This is a genomic window from Natronorubrum aibiense (assembly GCF_009392895.1).
Classification (GTDB): domain Archaea; phylum Halobacteriota; class Halobacteria; order Halobacteriales; family Natrialbaceae; genus Natronorubrum; species Natronorubrum aibiense.
The window spans coordinates 2,599,245-2,612,715 of sequence record NZ_CP045488.1; the positions used below are offsets into that span (position 1 = coordinate 2,599,245).

Below are 13,471 nucleotides of genomic sequence, written 5' to 3' on the forward strand. Positions count from 1 at the left end.
GCAGAGCCGATCCAAAAGCCGTGTGGTGTTTTCGAGAGGGCGCGCGACGATACCGACGAGCGGATTTTCTGAAACATTAAGAGGGATGGGAACTGACCGCATCGTATGAACGAACTCACGTTCGCCGTGCTCGAATCGGATCCGGAACTACCGATGGCGCTGACTGGCTGGGGCGTGCTCGCACTCGGCCTCCTCGTGACAGTCATCTGGCTCGCCTACCTGTACCGATAATCGACACCTCCGGCGGCGTTACTCGACAGTGTCGACTCGCTCGCGGAGCCACGTCGCCGCCGCCGACACGGTTTCTTCGTCCGTCCCCTCGAGTGCGAGTCGAACCGACTCGCCGGGGTAGCTGCCGACGGAGACCTCGAAGCGGTCGCGCACCGTCGCGATGCGGTCGAGCAGCGCGCTTTCCGGCTCGTCGGCGACGACGACCGTTCGATACGTCTTCGTCCCCGAAAACTCGTCCGCGATCGACTCGAACATCGCCTTCATCTCCAAGGGGACGCCGGGGAGGACGTAAACGCTCTCGAGAGCGGCGCCGGGCGCGACGCCGGCGTCGTTGTGGAGCGGACGGGCACCGGCCGGCAGCTCGGCCGTCCCCTCCGTCAGTTCGGCCCGCGAGTAGCCGTTCGCCTCGAGCCAGGCGAGCGCGTCCGCGTCTTCCTCGAGTGAGCGACCCAGCGCGGCGGCGACGCCTGCCATCGTGACGTCGTCGTGGGTCGGGCCGAGACCGCCGGTGACGATGACGGCGTCGTACTCGGCGCGGTACTCGTTGACGACGCGGGCGATGTCGCCGATCCGATCCGGGACGGTAGTCACACGCTCGATGGCGACTCCGCGCTCGGTCAACTGCTCGGAGAGCCACGTAGCGTTGGTGTTCGTCGTTCGACCGGCGAGCAGTTCGTCACCGACGGTGACGATTGCAACGTTCATGGCCGTCGTTCGGCCCGCGGCGTAAAACGAGTGTCGAGACTCGAGACTGGAGTCATCTACCGAAGTCGTCCGCGTATCGTCAGTGTTACCCTCGCGCCACCCCGACACACGGCGATAAGTGAATACGTCTGACACGAAATGGGTCGGTAAAACTATTGGTGTGTTGTCACGACTATTGACCGACCCGTATACGTCGGGGGTCTTTATAGACCGCCGCTCGATGTAATTTTACTAACCACAAGATTCAATTCTGATAATTCAGTATAGAGAGAACGATGTCTCAGAGTCGGACAAAACGAGCCGAGTCGGAATCAACTGCAATTCTCTCAGCACTGGGGAGCAAGTACAGTGCGGAGATTCTCTGTGCGGCAGGCACGCCGAAATCAGCCCAGGCGCTGAGCGACGATATCGAGATCCCGATCGCGACCTGCTATCGCCGCATTCAGGACCTCGTCGAGGCCGGACTGTTGACCTGTGAGGGACGACAACTCTCCGAGGAAGGACGACGAACGAACATCTACCGACGAACGCTCGATGAGATCGAGATCGACTTCTCCGACGACCAACCGTCGTTTTCGCGCAAACGCCGAACGGAAGCCAAAAACCGGCTTCGGGATCAACTCGAGGACTGATCGTCCGTCTCCGAGCGCCGTTTCGAGCGAGCGACCGTCTCTCGTTTTCGAGCCACGGCGTGGCGTCCGGGTCGCGGATCGAGTGTGGTGTGGCCACACAGCGATGGCGCCAGTCGGTCACGCTTAAGTAATCTCAAGGGAATACTGAGATATGACTGAACGAGCAGCGACCGCCGAGCGTTCGGCCGCAGTCGCCGACGGCAGCGGCGATGCAATCATCGGAACCGAGCGTGTCCTCCACGTTGGCCGCGACCGCCCGATCAGGATCAGCGCCGGGCATCGGCTCCTCCATCACGACGGGAAGTGTTCGCGACCGCACGGGCACAACTACGAAATCTCCGTCCGCGTAACGGGTGAACTGACCGATGAGGGCTGGATCGCCGACAAAGGCGATATTACCGCAGTGATCGACGAGTGGGATCACATGTTCCTGGTCGAGGCGGGCGACCCCCTGATCGACGCCTTCGAAGCCGCGGGTGACGACGACGCGCTCGTCGTCCTCGAGCAGCCGCCGACGGCGGAGGTGATGAGCGTCTTCCTAGAACGCAAACTCGAGGCAGCGTTGCCCGACACCGTCTCCCACGTCGCCGTACAGGTCAACGAGACGAGCGAACTCTGTGGCGGCGGCCAGTTCTGAGATGCCGGTTTCCGACTCGATCGATCGGGACGGGGTGGCTGGAGACGACCAGCCAGCCGACGGCCTCCCGATCAACGAACTGTTCTACTCGCTCCAGGGCGAAGGAACGCTTGCCGGCGTCCCCTCCGTGTTCGTCCGCACGAGCGGCTGTAACCTCCGCTGTTGGTTCTGTGACTCCTATCACACCTCCTGGGAACCCACCCACGCCTGGCTGGGCGTCGAGGAGATCCTCGCGGAGATCGAATCCTACGAGAACGCCGACCACGTCGTCCTCACCGGCGGCGAACCGCTGCTCCACGAAACGAGCGTCGACCTCCTCGAGGCGCTCGCCGAACGCGGCTACCACACCACCGTCGAGACCAACGGAACGATCTACCGCGACGCGCCGATCGACCTCGCTTCGATCAGCCCGAAACTCGAGAGCAGCACGCCCACGCCCGAGCGCGATCCCAAAGGCGACGGGGAGTGGGAAGACCGCCACGAGCGCGACCGGATCGACCTCGAGGCGCTGGCCCGCCTCGTCGAAGACTCCGACTTCCAGCTCAAATTCGTCGTCACCGACGAGGGCGACCTGCCCGAAATTCTCGCGCTGCTCGAGGACCTTCGAGAGGTCGCTGCCGTCCCGATTCGGGACGATAACGTCCTCCTCATGCCCGAAGGGGCGACGCGGGACCGACTTGAGGAGACCCGCGCCGACGTCGCACAGCTAGCCATGGACCACGGATTCCGGTACACGCCCCGGCTGCACGTCGACCTCTGGAACGACGCGCCCGAAACCTAGAACACTGAACTCCGATGACCGACGATACGACTCCTACGACCGACGAATCGACCACCAAACGCGCCGTCGTCCTCCTCTCGGGCGGCATGGACAGCGCCACCGCCGCTTACGAGGCCCGTGATCGAGGCTACGAGATCTACGCCCTGCACACGTCCTACGGCCAGCGAACCGAGGACCGCGAACTCGAGTGTGCTCGCCGACTCGCCGACGAACTCGACGCGGCGGACTTCCTGCGGATCGAAACCGGCCACCTCGCGGCGATCGGGGCCTCGAGTCTGACCGACGACGACCTCGACGTTGCGGACGCCGACATGGACAGCGACGAGATCCCGACCTCCTACGTCCCCTTCCGGAACGCGAACCTGCTCGCGATGGCCGTCTCGTACGCGGAAGCCAACGACTGCGACGCCGTCTTCATCGGTGCCCACAGCGAGGACTTCTCGGGGTATCCGGACTGTCGACCCGCGTTCTTCGAGGCCTTCGAGCAGGTCGTCGACGTCGGTACGAAACCCGACACTGAGATCTCGATCGAAGCCCCGTTCGTCGAGTGGTCGAAAACCGACATCGCCGAACGCGGGGTCGACCTCGAGGTTCCCTACGAACACACGTGGAGCTGTTACCGCGAGAACGAACCCGCCTGTGGAACCTGTGATGCGTGTGCGTTCCGCCTACAGGCGTTCCAGAACATCGGCGTTCGGGACCCGATCGCCTACGCCGAGCGGCCGTCGTACGTGGACGACTAGTGCCGGTTCCGATGGGTGCGTCCGCCTCGTTACCAGGCCTGCTCGAGAATACGTTCGATATCCTCAACGGAAGTCTCCAGCCCCGGCGGCGCGTTCGCCATAAACGAGTCGGCGAGGATCGCCTCCGCGACGGCGGCGAACTCGTCCGGGTCGGGGCCATCGACGTCGCGAAGTCGTGTCGGCAACGCGAGTGCGTCGCGCACGTCGGCCACCCTGTCGACGACCGCCTGTGCCGGATCGACCGCACCGGCGACGCCCAGCGCGTCGGCCAACACATCCTGTCGCGCGTCGACTCCCTCCTGATCGAACAGGTACGTGAGGACGTGTGGAACGGCGACGGCGTGTGCCGCACCCTGTTGGACCTCGTACGTGCGCGTGAGTCCGTGGCCGAAGGCGTGGACGATCGACAGCATCGTCTCGTCGGGCCGGGAGATGCCGTACTGGACCAGCACGACGCCCTCGAGGATCGTCTCGAACGTCTCGATGTCGCGCTTACCGCGACCGAACGCGCGGAGGCCGGCCTCGAGTTTGCCGAGCCCGCGCGTCGCCGTGGCGTCGGTCACCGGCGTCGCGTTGGCCGCGTAGATCGCCTCGAGACCCTTGTCGAAGCCGTTCATCGCTGAGCCTGTCAGAACCGACTCGGGCGTCGTCGCCACCAGTTCGGGATCGTAGACGGCTGCGGCGGGCATCAGTCCCGGTCCCGAGATGCCGCCGCCCACTTCTCTGTCGACCAGTCCCGACTCGGGCGCGGCGGTGGCGCCCGCGACCTGCGAGAGGTCGGCACCGGCGAGCGTCGTCGGAACCGCGACGATCGGCACCAGTCCCTCATCGGGGACTCGAATCGTGCCCGTCTCCGCGAACTCGTCGCCGATCGCCGCGGGTTCGCGGTCGCTCGCCGCGAGGACGCTGATTACCTTCGCCACGTCGAGGCTGCTCCCGCCGCCGAGGCTCACGAGCACGTCGGCGTCCTCGTCCTCGAGTCGCTCGAGGCCATCGACTGCCGTCCCGAGGCGTTTCTTCGTCGTCGTCTCGGCGAACACACCGGCGAGTCGGTCCCCGAGGCCGTCCGTGACCGGGTCGATCACGTCGGGCGTGGAACCGACCGTCGAGCCACAGACGACCAGCGCACGCTCGAAGCCGTGGCGCTCGAGTTCGGCCCCGAGACCGCCGACACAGCCGGCACCGAACCGGATCGTCGCCGGCTCGTACTCGAATCGAAACGCCGCGTCGCGAGCGTTCGTGTGCGTCACTGTCATGGGTCGCTATCGGTCCCGTCTGCTCCTAAAGGTACGACTCCCGGCAGCACCCTCACGTGGGCGTGCCGTCGGGCCGATTTCGGGATTTGATATATCATCTGTTAGTTTATCCCTGCTCAGTTCCCGCTCGAGTCCACGTTCGGGCCGTCGAACGGCGGTAACTGCGCTTCGATCTGCTCTCGGTCTGCCTCGAGTTCGTCGGGAAGCACCAGACTCGAGCCCAGCTCCTCGCGGGCTTCGTCTGCGGTAAAGCCCGGTCCCGTCGTCGCCATCTCGAAGAGGATACCGCCGGGTTCGCGCGTGTAGATCGACTGGAAGTATGTCCGGTCGATGACCCTCGAGGGGCGCAGCCCGTGGTCGGCGAATGCCTCGCGCCAGCGTTCTTGCTCCTCGACCGACCGGGCTGTGAACGCCACGTGGTGGACCGTGCCGATGCCCATGTGTCCGCGGCCCGCGTCGGTCTCGATCAGATCAACGATCGAACCCGGCCCGCCAGTCGTGCTCCGGTACCGATACCGGCCGTCGGCTTCGGCCTCGAGGCGGTAGCCGAGGACGTCGGTCAGAACGGCGGCCGTCGGCTCGACGTCGGCGACGGCCAGCGTGACGCTGTGAAAGCCCCGAAGCTGGTGCTCGATCGGAACCAGGCTCTCGTCCCACGGCGTCGCGACGGCTGTGCCATCGTCGGTCGCCAGTTCGTCGTCGGCCGCGACGAGTTCGAGTTCGATCCCGTCGGGGTCGGCAAATCGGAGGACGGTCTCGCCGAAGCGCTCGTCTCGCTCGACGTCGACGGCCCTCGACTCGAGTCGATCACGCCAGTAGTCGACCGAGTCGGTCGGGATTCTGTAGGCCGTCGTCTGGGTCTGGCCGGCGCCGAACGTCCCTTCGTGGCCCGTCTCGGTCCACGGGAAGAACGTGATGTTCGTGCCGGGCGTCCCCGCCCCGTCGCCGAAGTAGAAGTGGTACGTCCCCGGATCGTCGTGGTTGACGGTTCGCTTGACGAATCGCAAGCCCAGCATGTCGACGTAGAAGTCGGCGTTTCGTTGCGAGTCGCCCGCGATAGCCGTCACGTGATGGAGGCCAGAGGTCTGTGGTGACATCGAGACAGTGTAGGTACCCACGGTAGAGAACTGTTTGCGAACGGTTACGTCATCGGGTGACATTGGCGTTACTGTCGTTTACTGCCCGTCACTGCAGAGCCACTCGCACGACTTCCCGTGACGACGTGTCTCAGTGGATCGGCCACCAATCACAGTCGGGTCGCAATATAAAAAGTGAAAGCGTGATACCGATGTGGGCGTTAGTCGTCCGCGGCGACGTCGTCTTCGTCGACGTCGACAGCAGTCGCTTCCTCTTCGGCGACTTCGTCGGGGTGTGCCTCGAGCGTCGTCTTCTGAATCTCGACGCGGCGCAGTGGGTAGATCGTCTTGGCTTCGCCGTAGATTCCCGAGGAGAGTCGGCCCTCGACGACACTGTCGACGAGTTCCTCGAAGGTGCGCTCGGCGGCGGCCTCTTCGATCATCTCGACCATCGTCTCGCGGATGGCTTTCTCCTGGCTCGCGTCGGCCTTTTTCGTCGTGAAGGCGACGGGCTGGATCTGGACGCGGTAGTCGTCCGTCGTGAGGACGGTGACGTACGCCTCGATCTTCGAGGCCCCGCGGCGGACCAGCGAGCGCAGGTAGTCACGGGTCAGGGAGTGTTCCTTGAACTCCGTGTAAGCGCTGTCGCTGCCGACGTCGGTGATCTTGAAGGTCAGCTTCGTGTTGTTCTCGCTGGCGTTGTTGTTGAGTTCGCCGAGCGTCGTTTCGATGGTTCGGTCGTAGACCTTTTCCGGTTCGTCTGCGGGGGTTTCGCCGAGTTCTTGGCGGTCGAACTGCTCCGGTGCCAGAACGGTGTACCACCGCTTTTCCTGTTTTGCGCGTGAAACTGATCGTTCACTCATTGTTTGGTAGTGTCTCTGAGTCGCTGTCGGACACAGCTCCCGTGTCCGTCGGTTGCTCGCGCTGTCCCGCTCGTGTCTGCTCGATGACGTCGACTGCGACCTCGAGATTGACGACGTAGTCGTCGACCGTCGAGTGAAGTCCGCCGGTCGTCTCGCGTTCGATTTGCGTGACGACAGCGTCGCCGTCGTCTGCGACGACGGTCTGCATCTCGTCGGTGTTGTCCGGGCGGATCGCCCGCACAACGAGGTCCGGCTCGTCGTGTGTCGTTCGAATAGTCGCGCGTCGATTCATAGCAGCTCCCTCACTGTCTCGATAATCGTCGCGTCGTCTTCGATCGAATTGTACCGAAGGTAGCCACGTCGGTGGCCGATGTCGTACTCGGCGCTCGCGTCGCCCGTGTCTCCGAGCGCTCGCGCGATCCCCTCGACGGTCGCACCGAGGACATCGTCGTCGCGGGTCACGAGTGCAGCCTCGCCGATGCCGTCATCGGCTGAGCCCCCACTGATGGCGAGGACGACCGGCTCCAGCGATCGAAACGCCGCTACGAGGCGGCCGACCGCAGTAACCGGGCCGCCGTCGATGCGGACGACGAACAGCCCGTTGTACCGGCTCGTCGACGCTCCCTCGAGTGCTTCGTGAGCACGGCGGCCATACTCGCGCCAGGCCGCAAGCGCCGGTTCGTGGACGTCGTGTCCCATCGCGAGCGCAACGCCCGTACCGGGCTCGACTCGAGCCGTCGCCTCGAGCACGTCGGCGAAACCGCCGACCGTCTCGAACACGTGGTCGGGCGTCGCGTACGGACGCAGCGCCCGCTGAATCGCGTCCGCTGCCGTCGCGGTCGCCTCGTCGGCGCCGACGACGTCCAGCGCGACGGCCGAGCCGATCGCCCGGTGATCGTCGTCTGCGAGCGTCTCGGGGGAATCGAGTGCGACACCGAGTCCTACGAGGGCCTCGCGTGCCGCATCGACATCGCCCGACCACGGCCCGAGGAGACGCGTCGAGTGGGCGATTCCGTCGACCGGATCCGCGGTCGGTGCCGCGACACCCGGTCGGCGGGCGACGAGATCGCGGTCTTTCGCGGTCTCGAGCACCCACTCGCTCTCGCCGGCTCCCGGCTCGATCTCGGCGGCGACGAGGCCGGCGAGTGCGAGGACGGGGTCCGGCGTCGTTCCAAGATCGCGAACGCACTCGAGTGCCGCGAGCGTGGCCGGCCGATCGGTCGTCTCGAGTCGCGTCACGCCCGCATCGATCGCGCCGATACCGACCGTGACGTCGTCGCTATCCGACGATCGCTCGCGAACGCGTGCGGTTCGGCTCGCGACGGTCCGGCCGGTGCTCACCTGGAACGGCGTGTCGCGCTCGGCCAGCGCCCTCGCGAGGAGGCCACTCGCCGCGAGCGCGTCGCCGTCGGCTCGCGCGACGATGTGGACGAAGCCCGCGCTCTCGAGGTCGCTCGAGAGCGGGGCGGACGTCGAGTCGACGGACCGGCCTTCGGTTGCCATATCGGGACGGAGTTACGATTCGACGAGTTCCTTCGCGACGTCGTAGGAGTACGTGAAGTCGGGCTCGAGCTCGTCGCCACGGTAGTAGTCGACGAGGCGTCGGACTTTCGACTCCGTGTTCTGCAGGGCACGTTTGTTCTGGTAGTCCTGCTGGTTCTGCTGGATGTGCTCGCGCAGACGCACGGCGCGTTCCATCAGGTTGTAGAGGTCCTCGGGAATGTCTGACTTCGCATCGTTCTCCTCGAGAATCTCGGTGAGCTTCTTGCCGGTCGCCAACTTGACGTCCGGGATCGGCGTGCCCGTGACTCCTTCGTCACGCAGCTTCATGCCGATCTGACTCGGCTCGTAGCCCTGCTCTGCTAGTTCGACGACTCGGTCTTCGATCTTGTCCGAGTCGACGTCGCTCCACTCCGGCGGTTCGTCTGCCGCTGGCTTGTCCGATCCGGACGAGCCACGACGGCGGGTGTGCATTCGTGCCATTGGTCGAGGATAGGAACCGCACTGACCGCTCCGTACGTAACAGTCGGCTCGACCGACTGTCGGTGCACTTCCGCAATCCCAAGCCAGCCGAAAGAGTGGCCGGCACAGTCGGATTTGCGGCCGCGCGCTTCCCACCGTCGCTTTCAGTCGGACGGACTAAAGGGTTTCTAGACCGGGCTCGAGGCGATCCCGATAACTCGAGTCCGAACGGCGAGCCACGTGCGTTCCCTCGCATGTGTGTGATTTTCAGGGTGGGCTCGAGCGTTTCGAGGGGTTTATCTATTCCCCTGCAAAAGGACTAAATGCGAACGAGGGCTCGTAGATCAGGGGTAGATCACTCCCTTGGCATGGGAGAGGCCCCGGGTTCAAATCCCGGCGAGTCCACTCGAAATTTGGCGTTTCAGACCTTCTACTTGCTGAATTCCGTTCCCTAAGGGTATTCTGACGGCTATCGATGCCACAGTGCTGACAGCTGCTTGCTTGAGAGTCATGTTCCTGTTATAGATCTTCGATGAAGTCGCGTCGCTGTTCCATCTTCTCACGGTCTGTACGGCGGTCGTAGTGGCGATCGAGGATTTCAGAGGAAACGTCACACCGGTCGCTGACGATTTTCTCCGGAATGTCCTCGCGGAGCTGGTACGTGATCGCCCCGCGCCTGATTGTGTGCGGCGAGAGACTGCTCGGACAGTCGTAGTAGTGCCCGTACTCGGTGGCTTCGCAGTCCTTCGGCTCGCGATCGTGGGGACAGCCCTCGATCATGCAGGGCTGCGTGAGTCGGTACACCTCCGAACGGATCTGCCCGGAACTCAGCCGCCCTCGATCGCTCGTCACGAGCGGCTCGCGTCCGTGTTTGTCCACGACGTCGTGACGGTGAAACCGGATGTACTCGTCGAGGACGTCGCAGTAGTAGTCGTCAAGCGCGATCGCCCGCTCAGCTGGCTTCTGGTTCTTGAGCGGTGTCCCAGTGTCCGGACGGTGCCGAAGCCAGAAGCACTGGTCGTTGGGCTCGTAGTCCTCGAGGTCGACCGCTCGAAGACTCCCGAGGCGGATCCCCGTATGCCAGAGGATCGCCATGATGACGTGTTCTCGGCTCGCGCGCCTGTACCGCTCGAGGTAGCCGATGATCTTCCAAGCGCGATCGGACTCGAGCATCTCGTCGCGCGCTTCGTCACCGCGGTCGACGTCCGGCAGCTTCACCCGCTCACGCATCCCTGGCTCGACGGCGTCGATCGACGCGCAGAACTCGAGAAAGACGCGCAGCGTTGCGAGCTGCCCGCGGAGCGTGACGATGTTCACATCCTGCTGTCGCCACACTCGGTAGCGGTGGAGATCGCGACCGGTGAGGTCGTTGAGGTTGTCGATCCCGACCTTGGCACACCACTCGACGAAAGCGTTGAGCCGATACTTGTGGTTCTGCAGCGTCTTTGCGCTCACCTCGAGTTCTCGGTGAGAGACGTAGAGGTCGACTGCTTCTCGTGGTGAGATTGGCTCGAGATCGTCGCTCATCGGTCACCTCCACAGTCAGTATCTGTCTCTCGTTGCTGGTCGTTTCCGATAGAGTGCTCGAGTCGATGCCGCTCTGGCCGGTGTGGGACTTCGAAGACAGGATGTGGTTCGTCGTTTTCTTCATCCCACTCGTTGATCTCCTCTCGAGTAGCTGAACGTTCGGTACCGTCTGTAGACTCACAACTCACCTCTGCACAGGCCTTATCGCGATCGTCGTCGCTCATGCGCTGATCCTCCGCGTCGCGAAGTTGCTGAGTCGGCGGAAAACACCGCCCCGGCGGAGTTCTCTGCCGTCTTCAGTGTGAACGATGTGGCCACCAGCGTGGCACTCGGTACAGCGGTAGCAGGCTGCGTCCGTTCTCCCCCAAGCGGTTCGCCGGGCGGTCTTTCCGCAGGTCGAGCAGGTCACCGTCTTGGGCTCGCTGCTCATGGTTCACCTCGATCTTCTGACCCACGGCCACAGTTTGGACAAATGGGGCCGTTCTCGACGTCAGCCGCGAACGACTCTCCGCAGTCACAATCGATGGTCTGCGGCTTGTCGTCTCCGTCGGCTTCGGATACTTGTAGTCCACAAGCCTCGGCACGACGGTAGACGTTCTCCTCGAGCAGCGCCTTCGATTCGGGCAGCAGCGTATAGCTGTTCGTCCGACCATCGAGTTCGCTCAGTTCAACGAACCCGTCGTCGATTAGGCAGTTGAGGTTCCGGTACAGCCGGCTGTGAGGAATGTCGTAGTAATACTCCTCGAGTTCTTCCTCGATCGCGAGCCCGTAGGAAGCTACGCCAGCTGACTGAAGTCGTGCGATGATCTCGATGATATCGCGCTGGAAGCCGGAGAGTTCACCCCACCCGACACCAACTTGAGGTTGTTCCCCGGACGAGCCCGTGTCGGAACCACCATCAGGGCGAATGGACGCACATAGTCGACAGGACTTTTCTTTTCGTCGAGCGTCATAGCCGCTCGCTCGAGCGCCGCAGATACAGCGAGCGTCAGACCTTTTGGCTGGCGATTCCTCTTGCCGTGCGTGGGGTGTACGCCCCACGGGAGTTCCGTAGTTCATGTCCTGATCCGCGGAGCTACCTTCTGGGCGGCGCGCCAACGCCGCCCGGTCTCACATACCAACAAGAGTCATCTTCAACCGAGTTGGTAGCTCCTCACCTGCACAATTAGAGTGGTATTGCATAAATGCACCGGTCGGGCATATCAGACAAATTTTAGTCTAATCAGCAAATTGCGGAGGATTACGTTCCTCTATGCCATTTTGGAACGTAATGAGACAATCTGGGACATGGATGACGATCTGGGACGATCGAATTCTCGAGATTATTCGAGATGAAGACGCTGGTCGAGTTGGAGATCTCACTGAAAGAGATGCAATTCGCATCTCTCCATCTTCCGTATCCCGTAGATGCAAGAAACTTGCAGAACATGGTCTTCTCACTCCGCTCGGGAACGGTGTCTACACCATCTCCGATCGAGGTGAGGCATATCTCGACGAAGAGTACGACGCTGAAAACGAGGTCTACCTCAACGGGAACGGAGCGAACAACGGCCCAACCGCAAGCCAAACCTCTGAATCGTAATGAGCCGAAAACCCGCTCGCTGGATGTGTACTCTCGATGAACGGATTCTTGAGCATCTCTCTGAGGATCCTTGGTCTACACCGAAGTATATGTCTCGAGCCATCAAACTCACTGCTTCGCGCGGGCGGGTTGAGGAGAGGTGTCTAATGCTTTCTCAGGTTGGGTTGATCGCTCCGATTTTCAATGATAGCAATATGTATGAGATCACCGGCGAAGGAGAAGAGTATCTTGACGGTGAGTTAGATGCCGAAAATCGGCCGAGACCGTCTCCTCGAGCACGTCAGGATCGGTAGCAAAAACCTCTTGTTCTATAACAAGGTTTATTCGCATCCTATTTTATTACCGTTATATAGAATGTCAGAGCAGGAGGAACGACCGGATTTCAAATATGATGGGCAACTCATCTTTAATGGGATCCGTGCAACAACTGTTCATTCAGAAAGGCCTGATGAGTTGAAAGATGATCTTCTTGGGGGGCTATCTGAGTTCGAGAGAGGTAAGCCAAATAGAGAGAATGAGGGCTTTTCGGATATAGATCTCGCACGGTTAGCAAACGGTCAAGAGTATCTGCTTGAGAGTGACCTTGCGGAATTAGCAAGCAGGATCATAGATAAGAAATACACTTGGGAGAATTATAAAGGCACAAAGAATCTGGAATTTGTAGACAATAATGGAAAGCAAACAAGAGCCTGGTTGAGGCAGACAAATGAGGCTTATGTCTACTGGGATTACCCTGATTATATGCTTGTTCAAGGGGCCCAAGGAAAGGTAGAACAGACTGAGAAAGCGATAAACAGTGAATTAGGAGAGGATGTAACTGTAGACGATCTTGGTTTCCACCCAGACTTTCTTCTTTGGTTCCTTTATCGCCATGACTATGCTGAAGAGGGAATTCCAGGCCCGATCAAACCGATAAAGTTGGAGTCCTCGGAAGTTTCAGGCGATCTGGAACAGTACGGGCAAGTAAACCGGGTTGAAGATTCGAAAAACATTGGCGAATCACTACCAATCATCCTTGCTCTTCTCCAAGAGATGGACTTCCAAATGATGGAAGGAATATTCAAAGTGAATGGTTATGATGTCAATGCCGAAATAAAGAAGGAAGGTAGAATTCATGTTATGGTGAGCGGATCTATTGACCGCGCGGAAACCCATCTTAAAAGAGCGCTGATAGCGCTATTCTTCGTTTCAGAGTTTGTGAGGCTTTATAGAGAGTGGCAAAGCATGGACAAGAAAGAGAAGTATCCACCATTTACGTTCTTTGATGACCTCGCAGGAACTGCAGCAGAAAACAACGTTGATTTAGACTTTGATCTTGACAGTCTCATTGAAGACTTTGAAGAGAAGCGCGACGAAAGAGCAGACCCAGACGACTTTGACTATATTGGATAAAAGAGAATTGGGGAAAAGACGTATGATGTGCCAATACAGATTTCAAACTAGATAGTATGGTGGAAAGCGTCCGCAGAGCTCGAG

16 protein-coding genes and 1 tRNA gene are annotated in these 13,471 nt (G+C 61.2%); 8 read left to right on the forward strand and 9 right to left on the reverse strand.

The window, feature by feature from the left end:
- The first annotated feature begins 105 nt into the window (after window positions 1–105).
- Window positions 106–231: a hypothetical protein gene (locus GCU68_RS21960; RefSeq protein WP_264373460.1), complete on the forward strand. Its 126-nt coding sequence runs from the start codon at window positions 106–108 to the stop codon at window positions 229–231.
- 18 nt (window positions 232–249) lie between these two features.
- Here GCU68_RS21960 and GCU68_RS12775 read toward each other — a convergent pair whose 3' ends face one another.
- On the reverse strand, window positions 250–936 hold the full coding sequence (locus GCU68_RS12775; RefSeq protein WP_152942185.1) for a competence/damage-inducible protein A: 687 nt from the start codon (window positions 934–936) through the stop codon (window positions 250–252).
- Window positions 937–1,211: 275 nt separating this feature from the next.
- Between GCU68_RS12775 and GCU68_RS12780 the strand changes: the two genes are divergently transcribed.
- The 4 genes from GCU68_RS12780 to queC all read left to right on the forward strand — a co-directional run bounded on the left by GCU68_RS12780 (window position 1,212) and on the right by queC (window position 3,729).
- Entirely contained in the window at window positions 1,212–1,568 is a 357-nt protein-coding gene (locus GCU68_RS12780) for a winged helix-turn-helix domain-containing protein (protein ID WP_152942187.1), read from the forward strand.
- A gap of 151 nt (window positions 1,569–1,719) precedes the next feature.
- Entirely contained in the window at window positions 1,720–2,205 is a 486-nt protein-coding gene (locus tag GCU68_RS12785) for a 6-pyruvoyl trahydropterin synthase family protein (protein WP_152942189.1), read from the forward strand.
- Between the two features lies 1 nt (window position 2,206).
- Window positions 2,207–2,986 (forward strand): 7-carboxy-7-deazaguanine synthase QueE, encoded by a 780-nt coding sequence (locus GCU68_RS12790; protein ID WP_152942191.1) that lies wholly within the window; start codon window positions 2,207–2,209, stop codon window positions 2,984–2,986.
- A 14-nt stretch (window positions 2,987–3,000) separates the two neighbouring features.
- On the forward strand, window positions 3,001–3,729 hold the full coding sequence (queC, locus tag GCU68_RS12795) for a 7-cyano-7-deazaguanine synthase QueC (RefSeq protein ID WP_152942193.1): 729 nt from the start codon (window positions 3,001–3,003) through the stop codon (window positions 3,727–3,729).
- Window positions 3,730–3,758: 29 nt separating this feature from the next.
- On the opposite strand, the gene GCU68_RS12800 is transcribed toward queC, so the two are convergent.
- From GCU68_RS12800 to GCU68_RS12825, 6 genes are all read right to left on the reverse strand, one after another.
- Entirely contained in the window at window positions 3,759–4,985 is a 1,227-nt protein-coding gene (locus GCU68_RS12800) for an iron-containing alcohol dehydrogenase family protein (RefSeq protein WP_152942194.1), read from the reverse strand.
- Window positions 4,986–5,101: 116 nt separating this feature from the next.
- Window positions 5,102–6,082: a ring-cleaving dioxygenase gene (locus GCU68_RS12805; protein ID WP_152942196.1), complete on the reverse strand. Its 981-nt coding sequence runs from the start codon at window positions 6,080–6,082 to the stop codon at window positions 5,102–5,104.
- Window positions 6,083–6,282: 200 nt separating this feature from the next.
- Complete coding sequence (locus GCU68_RS12810) at window positions 6,283–6,924, reverse strand: 30S ribosomal protein S3ae (protein WP_152942198.1); 642 nt, start codon at window positions 6,922–6,924, stop codon at window positions 6,283–6,285.
- The gene (locus GCU68_RS12815; RefSeq protein WP_152942200.1) at window positions 6,917–7,216 is read right to left on the reverse strand and encodes a KEOPS complex subunit Pcc1; all 300 of its coding nucleotides are present in this window, start codon (window positions 7,214–7,216) and stop codon (window positions 6,917–6,919) included. Before GCU68_RS12815 ends, GCU68_RS12810 begins: the two co-directional genes overlap by 8 nt.
- On the reverse strand, window positions 7,213–8,427 hold the full coding sequence (locus GCU68_RS12820) for an exonuclease (RefSeq protein WP_152942202.1): 1,215 nt from the start codon (window positions 8,425–8,427) through the stop codon (window positions 7,213–7,215). Before GCU68_RS12820 ends, GCU68_RS12815 begins: the two co-directional genes overlap by 4 nt.
- A gap of 12 nt (window positions 8,428–8,439) precedes the next feature.
- Window positions 8,440–8,907, reverse strand: coding sequence for a 30S ribosomal protein S15 (locus GCU68_RS12825; RefSeq protein WP_152942204.1), 468 nt, complete (start codon window positions 8,905–8,907; stop codon window positions 8,440–8,442).
- Between the two features lie 312 nt (window positions 8,908–9,219).
- On the opposite strand from GCU68_RS12825, the gene GCU68_RS12830 reads away from it, so the two are divergent.
- A tRNA-Ala gene (locus GCU68_RS12830) sits at window positions 9,220–9,291 on the forward strand.
- Window positions 9,292–9,405: 114 nt separating this feature from the next.
- On the opposite strand, the gene GCU68_RS12835 is transcribed toward GCU68_RS12830, so the two are convergent.
- Both GCU68_RS12835 and GCU68_RS12840 read right to left on the reverse strand, forming a co-directional pair.
- Window positions 9,406–10,413: a tyrosine-type recombinase/integrase gene (locus tag GCU68_RS12835; protein WP_152942206.1), complete on the reverse strand. Its 1,008-nt coding sequence runs from the start codon at window positions 10,411–10,413 to the stop codon at window positions 9,406–9,408.
- A 426-nt stretch (window positions 10,414–10,839) separates the two neighbouring features.
- Complete coding sequence (locus GCU68_RS12840; RefSeq protein WP_152942209.1) at window positions 10,840–11,472, reverse strand: helix-turn-helix transcriptional regulator; 633 nt, start codon at window positions 11,470–11,472, stop codon at window positions 10,840–10,842.
- A gap of 211 nt (window positions 11,473–11,683) precedes the next feature.
- Between GCU68_RS12840 and GCU68_RS12845 the strand changes: the two genes are divergently transcribed.
- Window positions 11,684–11,995 carry a helix-turn-helix domain-containing protein gene (locus tag GCU68_RS12845; RefSeq protein WP_152942211.1) on the forward strand — a complete coding sequence of 104 codons (312 nt, stop codon included), beginning with the start codon at window positions 11,684–11,686 and terminating at the stop codon, window positions 11,993–11,995.
- A 354-nt stretch (window positions 11,996–12,349) separates the two neighbouring features.
- Window positions 12,350–13,387, forward strand: a complete 1,038-nt coding sequence (locus GCU68_RS12850) for a hypothetical protein (RefSeq protein ID WP_152942213.1) — start codon at window positions 12,350–12,352, stop codon at window positions 13,385–13,387.
- Window positions 13,388–13,471 lie beyond the last annotated feature (84 nt).

Bases quoted from the DNA above. Each gene is read 5' to 3' on its own strand.
- GCU68_RS21960 (WP_264373460.1), top strand. From the start codon at position 106: ATGAACGAACTCACGTTCGCCGTGCTCGAATCGGATCCGGAACTACCG.
- GCU68_RS12775 (WP_152942185.1), bottom strand. From the start codon at position 936: ATGAACGTTGCAATCGTCACCGTCGGTGACGAACTGCTCGCCGGTCGA.
- GCU68_RS12780 (WP_152942187.1), top strand. From the start codon at position 1,212: ATGTCTCAGAGTCGGACAAAACGAGCCGAGTCGGAATCAACTGCAATT.
- GCU68_RS12785 (WP_152942189.1), top strand. From the start codon at position 1,720: ATGACTGAACGAGCAGCGACCGCCGAGCGTTCGGCCGCAGTCGCCGAC.
- GCU68_RS12790 (WP_152942191.1), top strand. From the start codon at position 2,207: ATGCCGGTTTCCGACTCGATCGATCGGGACGGGGTGGCTGGAGACGAC.
- queC (WP_152942193.1), top strand. From the start codon at position 3,001: ATGACCGACGATACGACTCCTACGACCGACGAATCGACCACCAAACGC.
- GCU68_RS12800 (WP_152942194.1), bottom strand. From the start codon at position 4,985: ATGACAGTGACGCACACGAACGCTCGCGACGCGGCGTTTCGATTCGAG.
- GCU68_RS12805 (WP_152942196.1), bottom strand. From the start codon at position 6,082: ATGTCACCACAGACCTCTGGCCTCCATCACGTGACGGCTATCGCGGGC.
- GCU68_RS12810 (WP_152942198.1), bottom strand. From the start codon at position 6,924: ATGAGTGAACGATCAGTTTCACGCGCAAAACAGGAAAAGCGGTGGTAC.
- GCU68_RS12815 (WP_152942200.1), bottom strand. From the start codon at position 7,216: ATGAATCGACGCGCGACTATTCGAACGACACACGACGAGCCGGACCTC.
- GCU68_RS12820 (WP_152942202.1), bottom strand. From the start codon at position 8,427: ATGGCAACCGAAGGCCGGTCCGTCGACTCGACGTCCGCCCCGCTCTCG.
- GCU68_RS12825 (WP_152942204.1), bottom strand. From the start codon at position 8,907: ATGGCACGAATGCACACCCGCCGTCGTGGCTCGTCCGGATCGGACAAG.
- GCU68_RS12835 (WP_152942206.1), bottom strand. From the start codon at position 10,413: ATGAGCGACGATCTCGAGCCAATCTCACCACGAGAAGCAGTCGACCTC.
- GCU68_RS12840 (WP_152942209.1), bottom strand. From the start codon at position 11,472: ATGAACTACGGAACTCCCGTGGGGCGTACACCCCACGCACGGCAAGAG.
- GCU68_RS12845 (WP_152942211.1), top strand. From the start codon at position 11,684: ATGAGACAATCTGGGACATGGATGACGATCTGGGACGATCGAATTCTC.
- GCU68_RS12850 (WP_152942213.1), top strand. From the start codon at position 12,350: ATGTCAGAGCAGGAGGAACGACCGGATTTCAAATATGATGGGCAACTC.